Origin of the sequence: Micromonospora sp. B006 (assembly GCF_003408515.1) — a bacterium.
Classification (GTDB): domain Bacteria; phylum Actinomycetota; class Actinomycetes; order Mycobacteriales; family Micromonosporaceae; genus Micromonospora; species Micromonospora echinospora_A.
The window spans coordinates 6462840-6483413 of record NZ_CP030865.1; the positions used below are offsets into that span (position 1 = coordinate 6462840).

Below are 20574 nucleotides of genomic sequence, written 5' to 3' on the forward strand. Positions count from 1 at the left end.
ATCCATGACATTGACGTATATCGCTGTAGCTGGATCCCGGGCAGCCGGACGGGGCGGCAGCCGTCCGGCTGCCGCCCCCTCGTGGTCGTGGTCTCAGCCGGCGCTGCAGCTCGTCCGCCACCGGTGGGAGGCGATGTTGTCGTTCGTGTTCGCCATGTAGCCGTCGCGGTTGGAGCCCCAGGTGAACCAGGCCCCGGTGAGGTCGTCCCACGCGTCACCCGCGCCGAGGCAGGCGTACGCGCCGGTGTAGTCGGGGTGGATGTAGAGGGCGACCGGGCGGCCGCTGTTCGAGTCGTTCCACGCCGAGGACGCCAGGTTGCGCATGCTGGCCCTGTTGTTGTTGTCGCAGTTGGCGTTCTCGGCCACGTTGATCGTGTCCCAGTTGGTGTCGGCGTTGTACCACCAGCACCACCGGCCAGACCAGTAGGCGTCCTGGCTGACGTACAGGTAGCCGCTGCCGGCCACCGCGCGCTGGGTGTCGGCGTGCGGGGTCGGCCGGGGCGCGGCCTGGGCGGCGGTGGCGGTGAAGGCCAGCGCGGCTGCCGCCGCGACCACTGTGGCCAGCACGGCACGTACTGCTCTCATGGGATGTCCCTCCGGTCGGGTCCTGCCGTGGCCGTCCGCCACGGACGTCGTGGGGTGGGTCAGCCGGCGGCCAGCGCGGCGCGGGCCCGCGGCAGCGCGGCGGTTTCGAGGCGCAGCCGGTCGGCCACCTCGGTGCGGAACCGCCGTTCGACGGCGCGGCGGTGCTCGGCGTCGAGCCGCCGGGCGAGCCGGCCGAGCCCGGTGCGCGTGGCGCAGGTCGCCTCGCTCACCGCCAGCCCGACCTCGCCGGCCGTGACTGAGCCGGACGCCGGTTCGGGCACCGACGCGCGGGCCGCGGCCGGGTCGGCGACGTCGTGCCCGGCGGCGCGCATGCACCGCCGCCACGCCGTCACGCCGTCGGCGTAGCGGGGGTCGGCGAGCACCCGGCCGACGCGCAGCCCGGCGAGGTTGTCGGTGATTTTGACGACGCGATACCAGCCGGGCAGGTCGAGATAGAGCCGGCGTTCCGCCTCCGAGGTGCAGCTGTGACTGCTGCGGCGCAGCACGCCGCCGGCCGGCAGCGTCGCGCGCAGGGCGTCCGGCTCGCCGGGGTCGCCGTTGACCGCGCGTACGGCGGCGGCGCCGCGCTCCGGCGGCAGCTCGCGGACGTACCGCGCGTTCGGGTCGGCTGCCATCGCCTCCTGGAGCCGGCGTTCCAGGACGCCGCCGTATCCGTGGCGGCGGGCGTAGGACACGTCGTCGAGGACGTACGGGAACTCACGCAGCTCCGGCACCGGACGCCGGGGCACCGGCCAGTAACGGAACCCGCGACGCTGCATGCAGTCGCGGATCAGCAGCTGCGTGGCGGCGTACAGCACCTCCGCGGGCGGGGCGGACGGAGGTGGGGCGGACACGGCCGGCGCGCTCGCGACAGGTGGCCCGGCCGCGCCGCGCTCGTCGGGCGGCGGTGTGGTGTCCCGGCCCGCGCCCATCGCCCCGGCGACCGTCGCCGCGAGGACGGCCGGAACCGCGACGGCGTACCACAGTGACCGCGACCGCCACGCCTTCGCCATGAGACCCACCTCGGCCGTCCGGGGCGCCCGACGCGCCCGTCACCAGACAGCTTCGGCGCGGGGCGCGCCCCGGGACAGAGGACTTCGAGCAGGCTCGAACGACAGGTCCCCGGCGGGTCAGGGCTGGGCGGCGCGGGCGATGCTCGCCCGGATGGGCGCGTAGTGCTCGGCGATGGCCGAGCGCAGCGCCGCCGCGTCCCCGGCGGTGAGGGCGGCCACGATGGCCTGGTGCCTCTGGGCGGTGATGACCCGGTCCTCCGGCTCGGTGCGCAGGGTGGGCGCGACGATGGCCTGCACCTGCCAGAACGCCTCGGTCAGCTGGACCAGCAGGTCGTTGCCGAGCGGCTCCATCAGCTTCAGGTGGAAGGCCCGGTCGACGTCGAGGAAGTCTTCGCCCTGTGCCGCCCGGCTGTGCATCTCGTCGGCGAGCGCGGACAGCTCCGACCGGTGCTCCTCGTCCAGGGCGTCGATGACCGTGGCCGCCAGTCCCTGCTCCAGCGTCTGGCGGATGTCGACGACCTGGGCCAGTACGTGGTGGTCGTCCTCGCCGCTGAGCAGGCCGCGGAACGTCAGGCTCTCCACCAGGGCGTTGAGGGACATCCGGCCGACGAACGTGCCGTGACCGTGGCGCACCTCGACGATGTCCAGCGCGGAGAGGATCTTGACGGCTTCGCGGACGCTGGAGCGGCTGGCGCCGACCGCCTCGCACAGCTCCGTCTCGGTGGGCAGGAGATTGCCCGGCTTGAGGCGGTTGCGCAGGATGTATTCCTTGATCCTGGTGGCGACCTCCTGCCGGCGAGGGCTCGGCCGCTCGGCGCCGCGTAGCGGACTGGCGTCAATGGTCGTCATCTGCCCCTTGCCCTTCGTTTCCGAATCTGACACTCTCACCCTACCGGCATCAGACGTCAGACGTCATACACCTTACACTTCACATCCCCCAGCGTGAGCGGCGACGCGAGCGCATGAAGAGCCTATGGAGGCATCTACGTGAGCACCACCGGTAAGTCGCGGAGCTGGCGCGTTCCGCGCCGCCGCGTCCGCCCCCTGGCCGTCGCCTCCCTCGGCGCGACCCTCGCCCTCGGGCTGGTGGCCTGTAGCGGCGGTCCCGCCTCGACCAACGCGGTCAGCGGTGGGAAGGCGGGCACGTCGATCGAGGCCACCCTGGCGTTCACGCTCTCCAGCGGTTTCGACCCGGGCAACGCCTCCTCGGCCGTGGCGACCGCTGTCAACCAGCACGTCTTCGAGGGTCTCGTGGACCTCGACCCGATCACGCGGGAACCCTACAACGCCCTGGCCAAGAGCGACCCGACGCCCGGCGCCGGCGGGCTCACGTACACCGTGACGCTGCGCGACGGCGCGAAGTTCTCCGACGGCACCCCCGTCACCGCCGAGGACGTCGCCTGGTCGTTCACCCGCGTGCTCAAGCCGGCGGACCCGAAGGCGCCGCCGCTGATGCAGGGGTTCGTGTCGTTCCTCGACACCGTCACCGCCAAGGACGCGGCCACCGTCGAGTTCAAGCTGAAGTACCCGTTCGCGCTGTTCAGCGAGCGGATCTCGGTCATCAAGGTGGTGCCCAAGGCCAAGACCGGTGACGCGGCGGCGGCCAAGGCGTTCGACACCGCGCCGATCGGTTCCGGCCCGTTCAAGGTGGACAGCGCGTCCAAGGAATCCGGCATCAAGCTGAGCAAGAACGAGACCTACAACGGCCCGCGTCCGGCCAAGGTCGAGACGATGACGTGGAACACCACCACCGAGGCGTCGGCCCGCGTGTCGGACCTGCAGGGCGGCCGGGTGCAGGCCATCGAGGCCGTGCCGTACCTGAACGTGGACTCGCTCAAGGACAAGTACACGATCGACGTGAAGCAGGCCTTCAACCAGGTCTTCCTCATGTTCAACAACGCCGCCGCGCCGTTCAGCGACAAGCGCGTCCGCCAGGCCCTGCACTACGCCATCGACAGGGACGCCGTCATCAAGACCGCGCTCAACGGCTACGGCAGCCCGGCGACCAGCTACCTCGACGAGGGCAACAAGGCGTACCAGAAGGCCGGCACCGTCTACGACTACAACCCGGACAAGGCCAAGGCCCTGCTCCAGGAGGCGGGCGTCACCAACCTGTCGTTCCGGCTCGACACCACCGACAACTCGGTGGTCAAGGACGTCGCCCCGCTGGTCATCGAGCAGTGGAAGAAGATCGGCGTCAACGCCACGCTCAACACCGTGCCGTCCTCGGCCATCTACGGCGACATCGTCCCCAAGGACACGTTCCGGGTGCTCATGGCCACCGGCGACCCGAGCGTCTTCGGCGTCGACACCGACCTGCTGATGCGCTGGTACTACTTCGGCGAGACCTGGCCGGGCCAGCGTTACCGCTGGAGCGACGCCAACCGCAAGACCATGAGCGACCTGCTGGACAAGGCCGCGCAGACCTCGGACGAGGCGGCCCGCAAGGCGCTGTGGAAGCAGGCCCTGGACATGGTGGCGGACGAGGCCCCGCTCTACCCGATCCTGCACACCAAGGTCGTCACCGCGTACGACCCGGCCAAGCTCGACGGCTTCTCGGGCGCGTCGACCACCGGCCTGTACTTCATGGGCACCGGCCGGACCGGCTGAGCCCACACTCGGGGCTCCGCCCCCGCCTCCGTCCCGTCCGGCCCACGTGACCCGTGCGGCCGGACGGGACGCCCCGGCGCCCCGCCACGAGAAAGAGAATCCATGCTGACCGTCCTGAACCTGGTCGCACGACGATTCCTGACGCTGATCCCCCTGGTGCTGGGCATCACGCTCTTCGTCTTCGTGATCATGCAGTTCTCCCCGATCGACCCGGCGCTCTCAGTCCTCGGCGACCAGGCCACGCCGGCGCAGGTCGAGGCGTTCCGCGCCGCGAACGGCCTCAACGACCCGTTGCCGCTGCGCTACCTGCACTTCCTCGGCGACCTCGTGCGCGGCGACCTCGGCATGACGTTCCCGCCGTCGGTCCCGGTCGCCGAGAAGATCGCCCTGGCGTTGCCGCTGACCATCCAGCTCACCGCGCTCGGCGTCGTCGGCGCGCTCGTGATCGCGCTGGCCCTCGGCATCCCGGCCGCCCTGTACCGCGACCGCTGGCCCGACCAGGTCATCCGGATCGTCTCCATGGCCGGCATCGCCACGCCGTCGTTCTGGCTGGCCCTGCTGTTCATCCAGGAGTTCTCGGTCCGCCGCCCGATCTTCCCGACCGGCGGATACGTCAACCCCGCCGACTCGGTCGGGCTCTGGCTGCAGTCCCTCGCCCTGCCCGCGCTGGCGCTCGCCGTCCCGGTCGGCTGCTCGCTGGCCCGCATCGTCCGCACGTCGATGGTCGAGGAACTCGACAAGGACTACGTCCGCACCGCCGTCGGCGCCGGGCTCCCGCCCCGCGTGGTGATCGGCCGCAACGTGCTGCGCAACGCGCTGGTCAACCCGCTCACCGCGCTCGGCCTGCGCATCGGCTACCTCATCGGCGGCACCGTCGTCATCGAGGCGATCTTCTCGCTGCCCGGCATGGGCACCCAGATCATGAGCGCGGTCCAGCAGAACGACACCGCGCTCGCCCAGGGCACCGTCCTGACCATCGCCATCGGCTTCGTCGTGGTGAACCTGGTCGTCGACATCCTCTACCTCTTCGCCAACCCCCGACTGCGCGGAGGCCACTGATGCGCCGGTCCCTCACCACCCGGCTCTCCCGCCCCGGGATGGCCTTCGCCCGCCTCGGCCTCGCGGCCCGGTTCGCGCTCGGCTTCGTCGTCCTGATCGTCCTGGTGGGCGTGCTCGCCCCGCTGCTGCTGCGGCACGACCCCACCCAGACCGGCCTCGGCCCGGCGCTCACCGGTCCGAACGGCGACTTCTGGTTCGGCCTGGACAAGCTCGGCCGGGACGTCTTCTCCCGGCTGGTGGCCGGCACCCGGCGGTCGCTGATCGTCGGCTTCGGCGCGGCCGGCATCGCGCTGGTGCTCGGCGCGATCCTCGGCGCCCTCGCCGGGAGCAGCCGCACCGCCGTCGACGAGGTCGTCATGCGCTGCCTCGACGTGGTGATGGCGTTCCCCGCGATCGTGCTCTCCGCGCTGCTGATCATCTCGTTCGGCAAGAACAGCCTGCTGGTCCTCGTCATCGCGATCGGTTTCGTGTTCACCCCGTCGGTCGCGCGCATCGTCCGCGCCAACGTGCTGTCCCAGTACGGCGAGGACTACGTGGCCGCCGAGCGCATCATCGGCGCCCGCCGACCGCACATCCTCTGGCGGCACGTCCTGCGCAACTGCGCCGCCCCGATCCTCGTCTTCGTCACCGTCATGGTGGCCGACGCGATCGTGTTCGAGGCGTCCCTGTCCTTCATCGGCGGCGGCCTCGCCCCGCAGGAGGCGGCCTCCTCGTGGGGCTCGGTCATCGCCTTCGGCAAGGAGATGGTCCAGATCGGCGGCTGGTGGGCCACGTTCTTTCCCGGCCTGCTGATCCTGCTCACCGTGCTGGCGCTCAACGTGCTCTCCGAGGGCATGTCCGACGCGTGGGCCGCCCCGGCCGCGCGCCGCGCCACGTCCACCACCAGCGGCGACGCGCTGGAGCAGGCGCAGCCCGGCACCGGCGAGGTGGTCGAGCTGCCCGGTCTCGCCGAGGCGGCGCAGCGGCTGCGTGAGCGCGCCCGCCCGCTGCCGCAGGGCAAGCCGGTCCTTCAGGTCAGCGACCTGTCCATCGGCTTCGAGGGCCGCCACCGCGGCGTCGACATCGTCGACGGGCTCACCTTCGACGTACGCCCCGGCGAGGTCGTCGGCCTGGTGGGGGAGTCCGGCTCCGGCAAGTCGCTGAGCGTCCTCGCGGTGATGGGCCTGCTGCCCCAGGGCGCCCGGGTACGCGGCGAGATCCGCTTCCAGGACACGGACCTGCTGAAGCTGAACGCCAAGGGCCGCCGCGCCCTGATGGGCCGCGAGATCGCCATGGTCTACCAGGACGCGCTGTCGGCGCTGAACCCGGCGCTGCGCGTCGGCGCCCAGCTCGCCCAGATGATCCGCCGCGGCGGCACCCGCTCGGCCGAGGAACTGATGCGGCTGGTCGGGCTGGACCCGCGGCGCACGCTGGCCGCGTACCCGCACGAGCTCTCCGGCGGGCAGCGGCAGCGCGTCGTGATCGCCATGGCGCTGTCCCGCGACCCGAAGCTGATCATCGCGGACGAGCCGACCACCGCCCTCGACGTCACCGTGCAGGCCCAGGTGATGGCGCTGCTGCTGGAGCTGCGCGAGCGGCTCGGCTTCGCCCTCATCCTGGTCAGCCACGACCTCGCCCTGGTCAGCGACGTCTGCGACCGGGTCGTGGTGATGTACGGCGGGCAGATCGTGGAGACCGGCGTGACCGCCGACGTGATGGAGGCGCCCGCCCACCACTACGCCCGTGGGCTGCTCGGCTCCGTCCTGTCCCTGGAGACCGGCGCGGAGCGGCTCACCCAGATCCGCGGCGTGGTGCCGTCACCCGCCGACTTCCCGAAGGGCTGCCGGTTCTCCGACCGCTGTCCGATGGCGACCGAGATCTGCCGGGACACCGCGCCCGCCCTGGCGGGCACGGACGGCCACGGGTACGCCTGCCACCACCCCGCCGTCACCGTCAGCGAGAAGGAGCCGGCCCGATGAGCGCCACCGCCGAGCACCGGCCGATCGCCGAGCTGAGCGACGTGCACGTGGTGCACGCCTCGCGCGGCGGCGGCATGTTCAGCCGGGAGAAGGTCTACGCGCTCACCGGCGCCGACCTGGTCATCCGGGCCGGCGAGACGGTCGGCATCGTCGGCGAGTCCGGCTGCGGCAAGTCCACCCTCGCGAAGGTGCTCGTCGGCCTGCAACGGCCGACCGCCGGCACGGTGTCCTTCGCCGGCAAGGACGTGTGGTCGATGAGCGCCGCCGAGCGGCGCGAGCACATCGGCGCCGGCGTCGGCATGATCTTCCAGGACCCGGCCACGTCGCTGAACCGCCGCATGCCGGTACGCGACATCCTGCGCGACCCGCTCGACGTGCACCGCCGGGGCACCCGGGAGCAGCGCGAGAAGCGGGTGACCGAGCTGATGGCCCTGGTCGGCCTCCCCCGCTCGGTGGCCGACGTGCTGCCCAGCCAGCTCTCCGGCGGCCAGCGCCAGCGGGTGTCCATCGCCCGTGCGCTGGCCCTGGAACCGGGGCTGGTGATCGCCGACGAGCCCACGAGCGCCCTGGACGTGTCGGTACGCGCGCAGATCCTCAACCTGCTGCTCGACCTCAAGGACCGGCTCGGACTGGCCATGGTGCTGGTGTCGCACGACATCCAGACCGTCAAGCGGGTCAGCGACCGGGTCGTCACCATGTACCTGGGCCGCATCGTCGAGCAGACGCCCGCCGACCTGCTGCCCGAGGGCGGCCGGCACCCGTACACCCGGGCGCTGTTCTCGGCCACGCCGGGCCTGCTCTCGCCGATCGAGCCCATTCCGCTGGTCGGCCCGGTCCCGTCGGCGACCCGGCCGCCGAGCGGCTGCCCGTTCCGGACCCGCTGCTGGGCCGCCACCGACGGCTGCGCCGTGGACATGCCGGCGCCGCGCCCCGCCGAGGGCACGGGCCACGAGTTCCGCTGCCACCACCCGGTGCCCGCCGGCACCGCCAACACCGAACTGGTCGCGCTCGCCACCTCGGCGACCGGCCGCACCACAACTGAGTCTGTCGAGGAGAACCTGTGACCACCCCCGCCCCGCGGTTCGCCGGAGTCGTGCCGCCGGCCGTCACCCCCCTGACCGAGGAGGGCGAGGTCGACGTCCGCTCCCTGGAACGGCTGGTCGAAAGGCTGCTCGACGCCGGCGTCGACGGCATCTTCGCGCTCGGCAGCTCCGGCGAGACGGTCTTCCTCACCGACCGGCAGCGGGACCTGGCGCTGGAGACCATCGTCAAGACCGCCGGTGGCGCCGTGCCGGTCCTCGCCGGCTGCATCGAGCCGACCACCCGCCGGGTCGTGGAACGGGCCGAGGCGTCCACCCGGCTGGGCGCGGACGGGCTGGTCGTGACCGCCCCGTTCTACGCCATCGTCGGCCCGCACGAGATCGAGCGGCACTTCCGCGCCGTCGCCGCGGCGGCCGAGCTTCCGCTGCTGGCGTACGACATCCCGGTCTGCGTGCACAGCAAGCTCTCCGTCGACCTGCTGACCCGGCTCGCCGTCGACGGCGTGCTGGCCGGCGTCAAGGACTCCAGCGGCGACGACGTCGCGTTCCGCCAGCTCGCGCTGGCCGTCGCCGAGCACGCGCCGGACCGCGACTTCAGCCTGCTCACCGGCCACGAGGTGGTGGTCGACGCGATGATGCTCGCGGGCGGCTCCGGCTCGGTGCCGGGACTGGGCAACGTGGACCCGGCCGGCTACGTGCGGCTGCACCGCGCCTGCGTGTCCGGCGACTGGACCGCCGCCCGCCGGGAGCAGGACCGCCTGACCCGGCTGTTCCGCATCGTCGACGCCGCCGACCCGGCCACCTCGGCGGGCGCCACCCGGGGCGTCGGCGCGTTCAAGACCGCCCTGGCGCTGCTCGGCGTCATCGCCGGCAACGCGGTGTCGCTGCCGCTGAGGCCGCTGGACGCCGCCGAGACGGGCCGGGTTCGTACCCAGCTGGAACTGGCCGGGCTGCTCTGACCATGCCTGAGGTGAGCACGACCGGTCTGGTCGCCGCGCTCGACATCGGCGGCACCAAGACCACCGCCGCGCTGGTCACCGCCTCCGGGGAGGTCGTCGGCCGGCGCACCGCGCCGACGCCGGGCCGCCTCGGGGCCGCCGCGGTGCTCGACACCGCGGCGGGCCTGGTCGAGAAGCTGCGGGCGGACGCGCCGGGCGTCGTACGGGCACTCGGCGTGGGCAGCGCCGGCGTCATCGACAGCGGTTCCGGCCTGGTGCTGTCCGCCACCGACGTGCTGACCGGCTGGGCCGGCACGGACCTGCGGGGCGACCTGCGCCGGCGCCTGGGCGTGCCGGTCACCGTGATCAACGATGTGCACGCCCACGCGCTGGGCGAGGCACGCCACGGCGTCGCGGCCGGACACGACACGGTGCTCTACGTCGCCGTGGGCACGGGCGTCGGCGCGTCGTTCGTCCTCGGGGACACGGTGCTCGCCGGTGCGCACAGCGCGGCCGGGCACGCCGGGCACCAGCCGTCGGCGTACGCCGGAACGCTGCCGTGCACCTGCGGCGGGCGCGGGCACCTGGAGGCGATCGCCGCCGGGCCCGCGCTCACCGCCGAGTACGTCCGGCGTACCGGCCGGCCCGTGGCCGACCTGCGGGCCGTCGCCGCGCTCGCCGCGGACGGCGACGAGACGGCCCGCGATGTCGTCCGGCTGGGCGGCGCGGCGATCGGATCCGCCGTCGGCGGCCTGGTCAACGTGCTCGACCCCGCCGCCGTGGTGGTCGGCGGTGGCGTCACCGGGCTCGGCGAGCCGTGGTGGCGCGCGCTGCGCGACGCGGTGCCCGCCGAGACGCTGCCCGCCCTGGCCGGCGTCCCGGTCCTCGCCTCCACCCTCGGCCCCGACGCGCCGCTGCTCGGCGCCGCCTCGCTCGCCTGGAAGGTCTCATGAACGCGCTCGTCGACCAGCTCCGTGACCGCCTGGTGGTCTCCTGTCAGGCGTACCCGGGTGAGCCGATGCGTGACCCGGACACCATGCGCCGGGTCGCGCTCGCCACCGCCCGGGGTGGCGCCGCGGGCATCCGCGCCCAGGGACTGGCGGACATCGCGGCCATCCGCGCCGCGGTGGACCTGCCGCTGATCGGGCTCTGGAAGGACGGCGACGACGACGTCTTCATCACCCCGACGCTGGAGCACGCGCTCGCCGTCGCCGACGCCGGGGCGCACGTCGTCGCGCTCGACGGCACGTCCCGCCCCCGGCCCGACGGCCGTACGCTCGCCGAGACGATCGCGGCCGTGCACGAGCGCACCGGCGCGCTGGTGATGGCCGACTGCTCCACGTTCGACGAGGGCGTGGCCGCCGCCGCTGCCGGCGCCGACCTGGTCGGCACCACGCTCTCCGGGTACACCGCGTACACCACCAAGGGCGACGGGCCGGACCTGGACCTGGTCGCCCGGCTCGCCGCCGCGGTCGACGTCCCGGTGGTCGCCGAGGGACGCATCCACACCCCGGAGCAGGCCGCGCAGGCGCTGCGGGCGGGCGCGTGGACGGTGGTGGTCGGCACCGCCATCACCCACCCCAGCACGATCACCGGCTGGTTCGCCGCCGCCGTACAGGAGGCCGCGTCGTGCCGCTGACCGACCTCGACCTGGCCGGCTGCATGGCGTACCGGCCGGAGCTGGACGTGCCGGCGGACCTGGACGCGTTCTGGGCGCGCACGCTCGACGGCGGCGGCGACCCGGAGGCGGCGGTCTACGAGCCGGTCGACACCGGCCTGACCCAGATCCGCACGTACGCCGCCACGATCCCCGGTTTCAGTGGCGAGCCGGTACGCGGATGGCTGCACCTGCCGGCCAATGCCGACAGGCCGCTGCCCTGCGTGGTCGAGTACCTCGGCTACGGCCGAGGCCGCGGCCTGGCGCACGAGAAGCTGTTCTGGGCGGCGGCCGGCTTCGCGCACCTGATCATGGACAGTCGTGGTCAGGGCTGGAGCGCCGCCACCGGCGGCACGCCCGACCCGCACCCCTACCCGGCCGGCACCGTGCCCGGCTTCCTCACCCGGGGCGTCGCCGACCCGGCCGACCACTACTACCGGCGGCTGATCACCGACGCGGTGCGCTTCGCCGAGGCCGCCCGGCGGCACCCGGCCGTCGACCCGGACCGGGTGGCGGTGACCGGATTCAGCCAGGGCGGCGGCCTCGCCCTCGCCGCCGGCGCGCTGTGCCCGGGCGTCGTGGCCGTCATGCCGGACGTGCCGTTCCTGTGCGACATCCGCCGGGGCGTGCGCGTCGCCGGCCCGGACAGCCCGTACGCCGAGGTCGTGGAATATCTCGCGCTGCACCGCGACCGCGCCGACCAGGTGTTCCGCACGCTGTCCTACCTGGACGCCGCCGTGCTCGCGCCGCGCGCCACCGCGCCGGCACTGTTCTCCATCGCGCTGCGGGACCAGGTCTGCCCGCCGTCGACCTGCTTCGCCGCCTACCACCGCTACGGCGGCGACAAGGACGTGCGGGTGTACGAGTTCAACGACCACGAGGGCGGCGAGGCGGCGCACCAGCGCGAACAGCTCACCTGGCTGCGCGGGATCCTGGGCGGCTAACGGGCGCGTTCCACCACGTAGTCGGTCAGCTCCAGCAGGAAACGTCCGTCCTCGGTGTCGGCAGCGGCGCCCAGCGCCCGCTCGCCCTCACGCCGGGCCGCGAGCGCGAGGTCCCGGGCGCTGCGCCGCGCCGCCTCCACGCAGTCGTACGCGAGCAGCCGCCCGTGCAGCCAGCGCACCTCGGCGTCGGTGCGCTGCGCGCGGGTCCGGCTCAGCAGCCGCACGAGCCGTTCGCGTTCCTCCGGTGTGCACCGCCGCATGAAGTCGATCAGGATCAGCGTGCGTTTGCCCTCCCACAGGTCACCGGCGATCTCCTTGCCGTACCGGGCGTAGTCGCCGGTGAGGTTCAGCGCGTCGTCCTGGATCTGGAACGCCGCGCCCAGGTACCAGCCGTAGCGGTCCAGCACGTCGACAGCGTTCTCCCGGCCGGTCGCCACGAGGACGCCGGTGCGACACGGGTAGATGCAGGTGTACCAGGACGTCTTCTTCAAGCACATCCGGTAGTAGTCGTCCGCGTCCAGATCGCACACGTTGTCGCGGATCCAGCCGATCTCGATCGCCTGCCCCTCCAGCGAGTGGCGCATCATCAGCTCGGTCTCGGTGAACAGCCGCCAGGCGATGCCGGAGCCGAGCGCCGCCCGGTTCGCGGCCAGCCGCCGCAACGCCAGCAGGTTCGTCATGTTGCCGACGTTCAGCGCCACGCCGACGCCGTACTCGGCGTGCAGCGTCTGCCCGCCGCGTCGCTGTTCGCTGGAGTCCTGGATGTCGTCGTGGATGAGGAAGGCGTTGTGGAACAGCTCCACCGTCACCGCGGCGTTGAGGCCCACCGCGTCGCCGCCGCCGAACGCCCGGCACGTCGCCAGGCACAACGCGGCGCGCAGCCCCTTGCCCCACCGGCGCGGATACTCCGCGACCAGGTCGTAGAGGTAGCGCGGGCCGCCGTCGGGCACGTCGTCGAGCAGCGCGCCGAGGGCGAGCCCGCGATAGCGCTCCAACATCCGTTCCACGTGCCCGCCGGCCACCCCGGCGGTCGGCGCCATCGCGCCGCTACCGGTCCGTCGGCCGCTTCGGGGCCGGCGACGCCAGCCGGTCCGCGAGCCCGTTGGCCACCTCGGGGGCCAGCCGCGCCAGATTGAGTACGGTGTCCAGCGCGTCGTGCGCGTCCGACGTGTACCGCCGGATCACCTCACCGCGCTGGTCGTCGGCCATCTTCAGCTGCCCGACCACGGTGTCGATGAGGGCGTGTCCGTCGGTGCGGACCCGGGCGACGAGTTCGTCGAACGCCTCCGGGTCCACGCGCCGGCTCTCGGTCAGCTTCTCCTCGAGCCGCCGGGCGCCGGCCAGCCCCGCCGCGAGTTCCTCCTCCAGCACCGTGGCCGCGTGGGTCACTGTCTCCGAGGTCTCCTCGGCCACCTTCTCGAAGCGCTCGTTGCTGCGCTCACGCTCCACGTTCTCCATGCGGCGGAGTCTCCACCCGGCTCCGCGCGGCGGGCTAGCCATGTGTCGCGATAGTGACTGACGGTAATGACCGCAGGTAGTGGTCAGGGGTGTCGGCGCGAGCGCCGGGTCAGGACCAGGCCGGCGACCAGCAGTACGCCGAGGTTCGCCTGGGTAGGGATACTCAGCGGATCACCGTCTCGTGGCTCAGGCGGCAGCGCCGGGGCGTCGACAGGATTCTTGTCATGGCCGAGACGCTGCACCGACACGCCGCTGCACGTACCGTCGACACGCCGCTGCCCGCCGAGGCCGCGCTGGCCCCCGCCGGCCGCGCGGTCGCCGCGATGGCCCGGCTCATCGCCCACCACCCCGCCGGCTGGCGGTGGCTGGCCCGGCGCCACCACCCGGTCCTGGACCGGCTCGCCGCCGCGAACGCGCGGTCTACCTGCGTGCGGGCCGCCCGCCGGGTGCCCGCCTACCAGGCGTTCCTGCGGGCCCGCCCGGGCGGCCTGCGCCGCCGGCTGCGGGACTTCCCGGAGACCGACAAGCGCGGGTACGTGATGGCGTACGACTCCTCGGCCCGGTGCCGGGACGGGCGGCTGCCGGAGCGGGGCGTGGTGGTCGACGAGTCGGCCGGCTCGTCCGGGCGGCCGTTCAACTGGCCGCGCGGCGAGCGCGAGCTGCTGGCGGTGCACCGCGACATCGCCGGGTACACCGGGCTGGCGTTCCCGATGCGCCGCCCGTTCGTCATCAACGCGTACTCGATGGGCGCCTGGGCCACCGGCACCACGACCGGCGCGGCGATGGCCCGGATCGCGACGGTGAAGAACACGGGCCCCGACCTGGGGAAGATCGTCGACACGCTGCGCGAGTTCGGCCCCGGCCACGACTACCTGGTGACCGCGTACCCGCCGTTCCTCAAGCACCTGCGGGACCGCCTCGACGCCGAGGACTTTCAGTGGTCGCGGTACCGGATCTTCGCCAGTTGCGGCGGCGAGGGGATGACCGAGGCGCTGCGCGACTACCTGGAACAGCGGTTCGTACGGGTGCGCTCGGCGTACGGGGCGTCGGACCTGACCATCGGCATCGGCGCGGAGACCCGGCTCACGGTGTGGCTGCGGCGGCGGCTGCGCACCGACGCGGGACTGCGCGCGGAACTGCTCGGCCGCGACGAGCAGCGGCTGCCGATGGTGTTCCAGTACAACCCGTTCGCCACCTACCTGGAGACCAACGAGCGGCGGGAACTGCTCTGCACTGTCACCGGCCCGCACGTGCTCCAGCCCCGGCTGCGCTACAACGTCGGTGACGAGGCGCTGCTGGTGCCGTACCGGCGGATCGTGGAACTGGCGCACGCCGACCCGGTGCGCCGCGCCGAGTTCCGTACCGCGGTGTCCGAGGAGCGGATGACGCTGCCGCTGCTGCTGTTGTTCGGCCGCAGCGACTCCACGGTGTCCTACCTGGGCGCGAACCTCTACCCGCAGGACGTGGAGTACGGCCTCTACACCGGCAACCCGCACGCCGCCGAGATCAACAGGTTCTGCCTCACGCTGCACGAGGACGCCGAGCTGGAGACCCGGCCGGTGATCCACGTCGAGCTGCGCCGTCCGCTGGACGCCGCGGCACGCGCGGCGCTCGCCGACGCCTGCCGCGACGGGGTACGTGCGCACCTGACCTCGGTGTCGCGGGACTTCGCGCAGTCCCTGGTGGAGGACCCGACCGCCGGTGACCTGCGGGTGGAGCTGCACGAGCCAGGCGGCGGCCCGTTCGCCGGCATGGAAAAGCTGAAGAACGTCTACCTGGTGAGGTGAGCGATGCGTACCCGTGACTTCTCCCGCGCCCCGGCCCAGGCCCGCGCCGGCGCCATGTTCATCGGCGGCACCCGGTACGCGAACCCGCTGGTGCTGCTGCGCCTGGCGCCGGACTGGATCCGGATGGTGCGGGACATGCGCCGGATGTCCGGCTACTGCTGGCACACCGTCTACTGGCAGTTCCCGCTGACGCTCGGCACCATCGCGTTCTTCACCGACCGGGACGCGCTGCTGCGCTTCGCCCGGACCCGGCACCACCGCAAGCTGATGATGTGGCTGACCGACGGCAACCGCAACGCCACCGCCGGGTTCATCCGGCTCTACACCGCCTCGCCGGACGGCTACTCCAACGGCGCGTGGCGGGCCGAGGACGGCGCGATGGGCCATATCGAGCAGTTCACCCCGCTGGGCGCGGAGACGACCGGGCCGGCGGTGCGCCGGTGACCGGCCACCGGTTCGAGCGCGTCACCGGCCGGCGCGGCCTGCGCGACTTCCTCACGCTCACCGACCGGCTGTACGCCGACGAGCCCCGGTACGTGCCGACGCCCCGGCAGCAGATCCGCCGCTGGTGGCGCGACGGCGTGCCGATGTACGTGCTGCGCGACGCCGCCGGCGCCGTGGTCGGGCGGACCACGCTGCACACCGACGCCGACCTCGACGCCAAGCTGGGCCGCCGGTGCCAGCTGTTCGGGTTGACCGAGTTCACCGCGGAGGCCGCCCGGCCGCTGTTCGACGCGATCGCCGCGCACGCGACGCCGGGCCGGCACCTGCTGTTCGGGCCGGTGGCGCTGCTGCCCAACCAGGCCGGCGGAGTGATCACCGCCGGGTACGCCGACCGGGGCTTCGTGGACAGCGCCTGGAACCCGCCGCACTACCCGGACGCCTACGAGGAGAACGGGTTCACCAGGCGGTTCGTCTCCGACACCTGGATCTGCCCGGTGCCGCCACCGGCCGGACCGCCGCCCGCGCTCGGCGTCCAACCGGACGGCGCGCGGCTGGAACTGCACAGGGGGGACACCCGGCGGCTCGACGCGCAGCTCGACCTGCTGCGCGGGATGCTCAACGACTCCTTCGCCCAGCTCGGCTACTACACGCCGATCTCGGCGGCGCAGCTGCGGCGGCAGACCGACGGGCTGGCGTACCTGCTGGACGAATCGCTGCTGCTCTACCTGACCCGCGACGGGAACCCGGTGGCGTTCGTGCTCTGCGTACCGGACATCAGCGACTTCCTGGTAGCTGTGCGCGGCGACCTGAACCCGGTCAACCAGCTGCGGCTGCTGGCCACCCGGCGCCGGTACCGGCGGGAGGCGGTGCTGATCGTCAAGGGCGTGGTGCCGCGGTACCAGGGGCGCGGCTACCAGCGGCTGCTGTCGGCGCACCTGCACCACAACCTGCACGACGGCGGCTACACGGCGCTGCGCAGCACGTACGTCGGGCGGGACAACCCGGCGTCGGCGGCCCAGTACCGGCGCCTCGGCGGACGCCCGCTGCACGGCTACACGTTCTACGCCAAGGAGCGGTGAGCATGGACCTCGCCGCGTTCCGCGCGCTGGAGCCGCTGTGCTGGCGGGCCCCGAGCGCGCACAACACGCAGCCGTGGCGGCTGCGCTACGAGCACTGGGCGGTCACCGTCGGCTGGGACCCGGCCGACACGCTGCCGGCGGGCGACCCGACCAGCCGGGACCTGCGGCTGTCGCTGGGCGCGTTCGTGGAGACCTGCCTGATCGTCGCCGCCGACGCGGGGCTGCGGCTGGACTGGGCCGCCGACCATGACGAGGCGGACCGGCGGGTGGGGCGGCTGCGACCTGCGCGGCAGCCGTACCGGACGCCGTTCCGCGCCGCCGACGTGCGGGACCGGCGTACCCACCGGGGCCGGTTCACCGGCGGCCCGGACGCCGAGGTGGTCGCTGCGGTGGACGCGGTCGTCCGGCGGGCCGGTGGCGCGGCCCGCGTCGTGCCGGCGGCCGGGCGGCTGCGCGCGCTGCTGCGCACGGCCGACCGGCGGGTGTACGCCGAGCCGGCGGTGGTCGCGGAGCTGCGCCGCTGGCTGCGCCTGGACCGGGCGTGCCCGCGCTACCGGAGCGACGGGCTCAGTGACAGCTGCCTCGGGCTGGGCCGGGCGGCGGCCACCGGGCTGCGGGCGGCGCTCGCGGCGTACCCGGCGTTGCGCCCCCTGGGGCTGCCGCGCCTGCTCGCCGCCGGTGACGATCCGCTCGCGCGCGGCGGCGGGGTGCTGGCGCTGATCGCGCCGCCGGACCTGGACGCGGCCGGGCAGGTCGAGTTCGGACGGGTGCTGATGCGGGCGTGGCTGACGTTGCACAGGGCCGGACTGGCAGCGCACCCGCTCAGTCAGCTCGTCGACGTGGCCGACACCCGGGACGCGCTCGGGACGCTGCTGGACGTGGCGCCGGAGCGGATCGTGCACGTGACCCGCGTGGGCCGGCCGGCCGCTCCGGCGCCACGCTCGGCCCGTCGGGTGCAGCACGGATCACCTCTGTTAGCGGTAACACCCCTTGACGCGGTGTCACTTCATCCATGAGAGTCCATGTTGGCTCACGTGTCGCCCGGTCGGGAGCCCCTGGGCGCGGAGTGGCAGGAAACGGCGTCCGGGCGCATGAGGCAGCTCTGTTAGCGATAACAGGATTGGTTCACGCGCCCGGGCCCGCCACTGATCCGCGTGGTTGGGAGAAGAACCATGTCTGAAGTGACACGACGAAACGTCATCAAGGCCACAGCGGCAGGCGCCGGCGTCGCGCTGGTGCCGGCCGCCTGGAGCGCCGCCGCCCGCGCCGGCTCGGCAGCGCCGGCGCAGGTGCTCGCCGCGAACGACCTGGCACTCTGGTACGACGAACCGGCCGGCACCGACTGGCTGCGCGCCCTGCCGATCGGCAACGGGCGGCTCGGCGCGATGGTGTTCGGCAACATGGACACCGAACGGCTCCAGCTCAACGAGGACACCGTCTGGGCCGGCGGCCCGTACGACTCGGCGAACACCCGGGGCGCGGCCAACCTGGCCGAGATCCGCCGCCGCGTCTTCGCCGACCAGTGGACCTCGGCCCAGGACCTGATCAACCAGACCATGATGGGCAGCCCCGGCGGTCAGCTCGCCTACCAGACCGTGGGCGACCTCCGGCTCTCCTTCGGATCGGCGAGCGGGGCGACGCAGTACAACCGGACGCTCGACCTCACCACCGCCACCGTCACCACCACGTACGTGCTCAACGGTGTACGGCACCAGCGGGAGGTGTTCGCCAGCGCCCCCGACCAGGTGATAGTGCTCCGGCTGACCGCCGACCGGGCGAACGCGATCACGTTCTCCGCAGCCTTCGACAGCCCGCAGCGGACCACCGTGTCCAGCCCGGACGGCGCGACAGTCGCGCTCGACGGCATCTCCGGCTCGATGGAGGGAGTAAACGGCTCGGTGCGGTTCCTCGCCCTGGCCAACGCCGCCGTCACCGGTGGCACGGTCAGCAGCTCCGGCGGCACGCTGCGGGTCTCCGGCGCGACCAGCGTGACGGTCCTGATCTCGATCGGCACCAGCTACGTCAACTACCGCACCGTCAACGGCGACTACCAGGGCATCGCCCGCAACCGGCTGAACGCCGCCAGGAGCGTGGGCGTCGACCAGCTCCGCAGCCGCCACCGCGCCGACTACCAGGCGCTGTTCGACCGGGTCACGATCGACCTGGGCCGCACCGCCGCCGCCGACCAGCCCACCGACGTACGGATCGCGCAGCACGCGAGCACCGACGACCCGCAGTTCGCCGCGCTGCTGTTCCAGTTCGGGCGGTACCTGCTGATCTCCTCGTCGCGGCCGGGCACCCAGCCGGCGAACCTCCAGGGCATCTGGAACGACTCGCTGACGCCGTCCTGGGACTCGAAGTACACGGTCAACGCCAACCTGCCGATGAACTACTGGCCGGCCGACACCACGAACCTGTCCGAGTGCTTCCTGCCGGTCTTCGACATGGTCAAGGACCTCACCGTCACCGGCGCGCGGGTCGCCCAGGCGCAGTACGGCGCCGGCGGCTGGGTCACCCACCACAACACCGACGCCTGGCGGGGCGCGTCGGTCGTGGACGGCGCGTTCTGGGGCATGTGGCAGACCGGCGGGGCCTGGCTGAGCACGCTCATCTGGGACCACTACCTGTTCACCGGCGACCTCGGATTCCTCCAGGCCAACTACCCGGCCCTCAAGGGCGCCGCCCAGTTCTTCCTCGACACCCTGGTCGCCCACCCGACGCTCGGCTACCTGGTGACGAACCCGTCGAACTCGCCGGAGCTGGCCCACCACGCGAACGCCAGCGTCTGCGCGGGGCCCACGATGGACAACCAGATCCTGCGTGACCTGTTCGACGCCGCGGCCCGGGCCAGCGAGGTGCTCGGCGTCGACACCACGTTCCGGTCCCAGGTGCGCACGGCCAAGGACCGGCTGCCGCCGAGCCGCGTCGGCTCCCGGGGCAACGTGCAGGAGTGGCTGGCCGACTGGGTGGAGACCGAGCGCACCCACCGGCACGTCTCGCACCTGTACGGGCTGCATCCCAGCAACCAGATCACCAGGCGGGGCACCCCGGCGCTGTACGAGGCCGCCCGCAAGACGCTGGAGCTGCGCGGCGACGACGGGACCGGCTGGTCCCTCGCCTGGAAGATCAATTTCTGGGCCCGGCTGGAGGACGGCGCCCGCGCCCACAAGCTCCTGCGCGACCTGGTCCGCACCGACCGGCTCGCGCCGAACATGTTCGACCTGCACCCGCCGTTCCAGATCGACGGCAACTTCGGGGCCACCTCGGGCATCGCCGAGATGCTGCTGCACAGCCACACCGGCGAGCTGCACCTGCTGCCCGCGCTACCCACCGCCTGGCCCGCCGGGCAGGTGGCGGGGCTGCGCGGCCGGGGCGGCTACACGGTGGCGCTGGCCTGGAGCAACAGCCAGGCCGACGAGATCAGCGTCCGCGCCGACCGCGACGGCACGCTGCGACTGCGGTCCCGGCTGTTCACCGGCAGCTTCACCCTCACCGACGTCACCGACGGCAGCACACCCGCCACCACCCGGCCGGAGTCCGACGTCGTCGCGCTCACCGTCCGCGCCGGCCACACCTACCGGGCGGCCCGGCCGGGCGTGACACAGTCGCCGACGGCGACGCCGACGTCCACGCCGTCACCGACCCCGACCCCGACTCCGACCCCGACCACCAGCTCGCCGGCGCCGTCCGGCGCGCGTGCCACGTACGCGATCACCGGCTCCTGGTCCGGCGGCTTCCAGGCCGAGGTCACGGTGACCGCCGGCGCCACCGCGATCCGTGGCTGGACGGTGTCCTGGACGTTCCCGAACGGTCAGGTGATCAACCAGATCTGGAGCGGCACGCACACCCAGAACGGCGCGAACGTGACGGTACGCAACGTCGACTACAACGGATCCCTGCCGGCCGGCGGCTCCACCACGTTCGGCTTCATCGGCACGGTCGGCGGCACGAACAACCCGCCGACGAATCTCACCTGCACGACCACCTGACCGCCCGGACGGC

The 20574-nt window shown here is 73.0% G+C and carries 18 protein-coding genes; 13 read left to right on the forward strand and 5 right to left on the reverse strand.

The features are described 5' to 3' along the window. Positions 1-93 precede the first annotated feature (93 nt). The 3 genes from MicB006_RS28885 to MicB006_RS28895 all read right to left on the reverse strand — a co-directional run bounded on the left by MicB006_RS28885 (position 94) and on the right by MicB006_RS28895 (position 2447). Complete coding sequence (locus MicB006_RS28885) at positions 94-585, reverse strand: hypothetical protein (protein WP_116510344.1); 492 nt, start codon at positions 583-585, stop codon at positions 94-96. Between the two features lie 59 nt (positions 586-644). Continuing rightward, positions 645-1598, reverse strand: coding sequence for a hypothetical protein (locus MicB006_RS28890; RefSeq protein ID WP_116510346.1), 954 nt, complete (start codon positions 1596-1598; stop codon positions 645-647). A 117-nt stretch (positions 1599-1715) separates the two neighbouring features. Continuing rightward, positions 1716-2447, reverse strand: coding sequence for a FadR/GntR family transcriptional regulator (locus MicB006_RS28895; RefSeq protein WP_116510348.1), 732 nt, complete (start codon positions 2445-2447; stop codon positions 1716-1718). 138 nt (positions 2448-2585) lie between these two features. On the opposite strand from MicB006_RS28895, the gene MicB006_RS28900 reads away from it, so the two are divergent. From MicB006_RS28900 to MicB006_RS28935, 8 genes are all read left to right on the forward strand, one after another. After that, positions 2586-4208, forward strand: a complete 1623-nt coding sequence (locus MicB006_RS28900) for an ABC transporter substrate-binding protein (RefSeq protein ID WP_116510350.1) — start codon at positions 2586-2588, stop codon at positions 4206-4208. A 102-nt stretch (positions 4209-4310) separates the two neighbouring features. Continuing rightward, positions 4311-5267: an ABC transporter permease gene (locus MicB006_RS28905; RefSeq protein ID WP_116510352.1), complete on the forward strand. Its 957-nt coding sequence runs from the start codon at positions 4311-4313 to the stop codon at positions 5265-5267. Continuing rightward, the gene (locus MicB006_RS28910) at positions 5267-7225 is read left to right on the forward strand and encodes a dipeptide/oligopeptide/nickel ABC transporter permease/ATP-binding protein (protein WP_116510353.1); all 1959 of its coding nucleotides are present in this window, start codon (positions 5267-5269) and stop codon (positions 7223-7225) included. Before MicB006_RS28905 ends, MicB006_RS28910 begins: the two co-directional genes overlap by 1 nt. Next, positions 7222-8289 carry an ABC transporter ATP-binding protein gene (locus MicB006_RS28915; RefSeq protein ID WP_116510355.1) on the forward strand — a complete coding sequence of 356 codons (1068 nt, stop codon included), beginning with the start codon at positions 7222-7224 and terminating at the stop codon, positions 8287-8289. Before MicB006_RS28910 ends, MicB006_RS28915 begins: the two co-directional genes overlap by 4 nt. Then, positions 8286-9224 (forward strand): dihydrodipicolinate synthase family protein, encoded by a 939-nt coding sequence (locus tag MicB006_RS28920; RefSeq protein ID WP_116510356.1) that lies wholly within the window; start codon positions 8286-8288, stop codon positions 9222-9224. Before MicB006_RS28915 ends, MicB006_RS28920 begins: the two co-directional genes overlap by 4 nt. A 2-nt stretch (positions 9225-9226) precedes the next feature. Next, positions 9227-10156, forward strand: a complete 930-nt coding sequence (locus MicB006_RS28925) for an ROK family protein (RefSeq protein ID WP_116510359.1) — start codon at positions 9227-9229, stop codon at positions 10154-10156. Continuing rightward, positions 10153-10842, forward strand: coding sequence for an N-acetylmannosamine-6-phosphate 2-epimerase (locus tag MicB006_RS28930; protein WP_116510361.1), 690 nt, complete (start codon positions 10153-10155; stop codon positions 10840-10842). The genes MicB006_RS28925 and MicB006_RS28930 overlap by 4 nt, the downstream gene beginning before the upstream one ends. Further along, the gene (locus MicB006_RS28935) at positions 10833-11804 is read left to right on the forward strand and encodes an acetylxylan esterase (RefSeq protein ID WP_116510363.1); all 972 of its coding nucleotides are present in this window, start codon (positions 10833-10835) and stop codon (positions 11802-11804) included. The genes MicB006_RS28930 and MicB006_RS28935 overlap by 10 nt, the downstream gene beginning before the upstream one ends. Here MicB006_RS28935 and MicB006_RS28940 read toward each other — a convergent pair. Next, positions 11801-12844, reverse strand: a complete 1044-nt coding sequence (locus tag MicB006_RS28940) for a polyprenyl synthetase family protein (protein WP_116510365.1) — start codon at positions 12842-12844, stop codon at positions 11801-11803. The genes MicB006_RS28935 and MicB006_RS28940 overlap by 4 nt on opposite strands. Positions 12845-12851: 7 nt before the next feature. After that, positions 12852-13262 (reverse strand): hypothetical protein, encoded by a 411-nt coding sequence (locus tag MicB006_RS28945; protein WP_116510367.1) that lies wholly within the window; start codon positions 13260-13262, stop codon positions 12852-12854. Positions 13263-13486: 224 nt separating this feature from the next. Here MicB006_RS28945 and MicB006_RS28950 point away from each other — a divergent pair, with 224 nt between their 5' ends. The 5 genes from MicB006_RS28950 (at position 13487) to MicB006_RS28970 (ending at position 20561) form a co-directional block, all read left to right on the forward strand. Beyond that, positions 13487-15049 carry a phenylacetate--CoA ligase family protein gene (locus MicB006_RS28950; RefSeq protein WP_116510369.1) on the forward strand — a complete coding sequence of 521 codons (1563 nt, stop codon included), beginning with the start codon at positions 13487-13489 and terminating at the stop codon, positions 15047-15049. A gap of 3 nt (positions 15050-15052) precedes the next feature. Next, positions 15053-15493, forward strand: a complete 441-nt coding sequence (locus MicB006_RS28955) for a hypothetical protein (RefSeq protein ID WP_030501956.1) — start codon at positions 15053-15055, stop codon at positions 15491-15493. Beyond that, positions 15490-16572, forward strand: a complete 1083-nt coding sequence (locus MicB006_RS28960; protein ID WP_116510371.1) for a hypothetical protein — start codon at positions 15490-15492, stop codon at positions 16570-16572. Before MicB006_RS28955 ends, MicB006_RS28960 begins: the two co-directional genes overlap by 4 nt. Positions 16573-16574: 2 nt before the next feature. Then, the gene (locus tag MicB006_RS28965; RefSeq protein WP_116510372.1) at positions 16575-17588 is read left to right on the forward strand and encodes a nitroreductase; all 1014 of its coding nucleotides are present in this window, start codon (positions 16575-16577) and stop codon (positions 17586-17588) included. Positions 17589-17744: 156 nt separating this feature from the next. Further along, a complete protein-coding gene (locus MicB006_RS28970) occupies positions 17745-20561 on the forward strand; it encodes a glycoside hydrolase N-terminal domain-containing protein (protein ID WP_116510374.1) in 2817 nt (938 codons plus the stop codon). Positions 20562-20574: the final 13 nt, after the last annotated feature.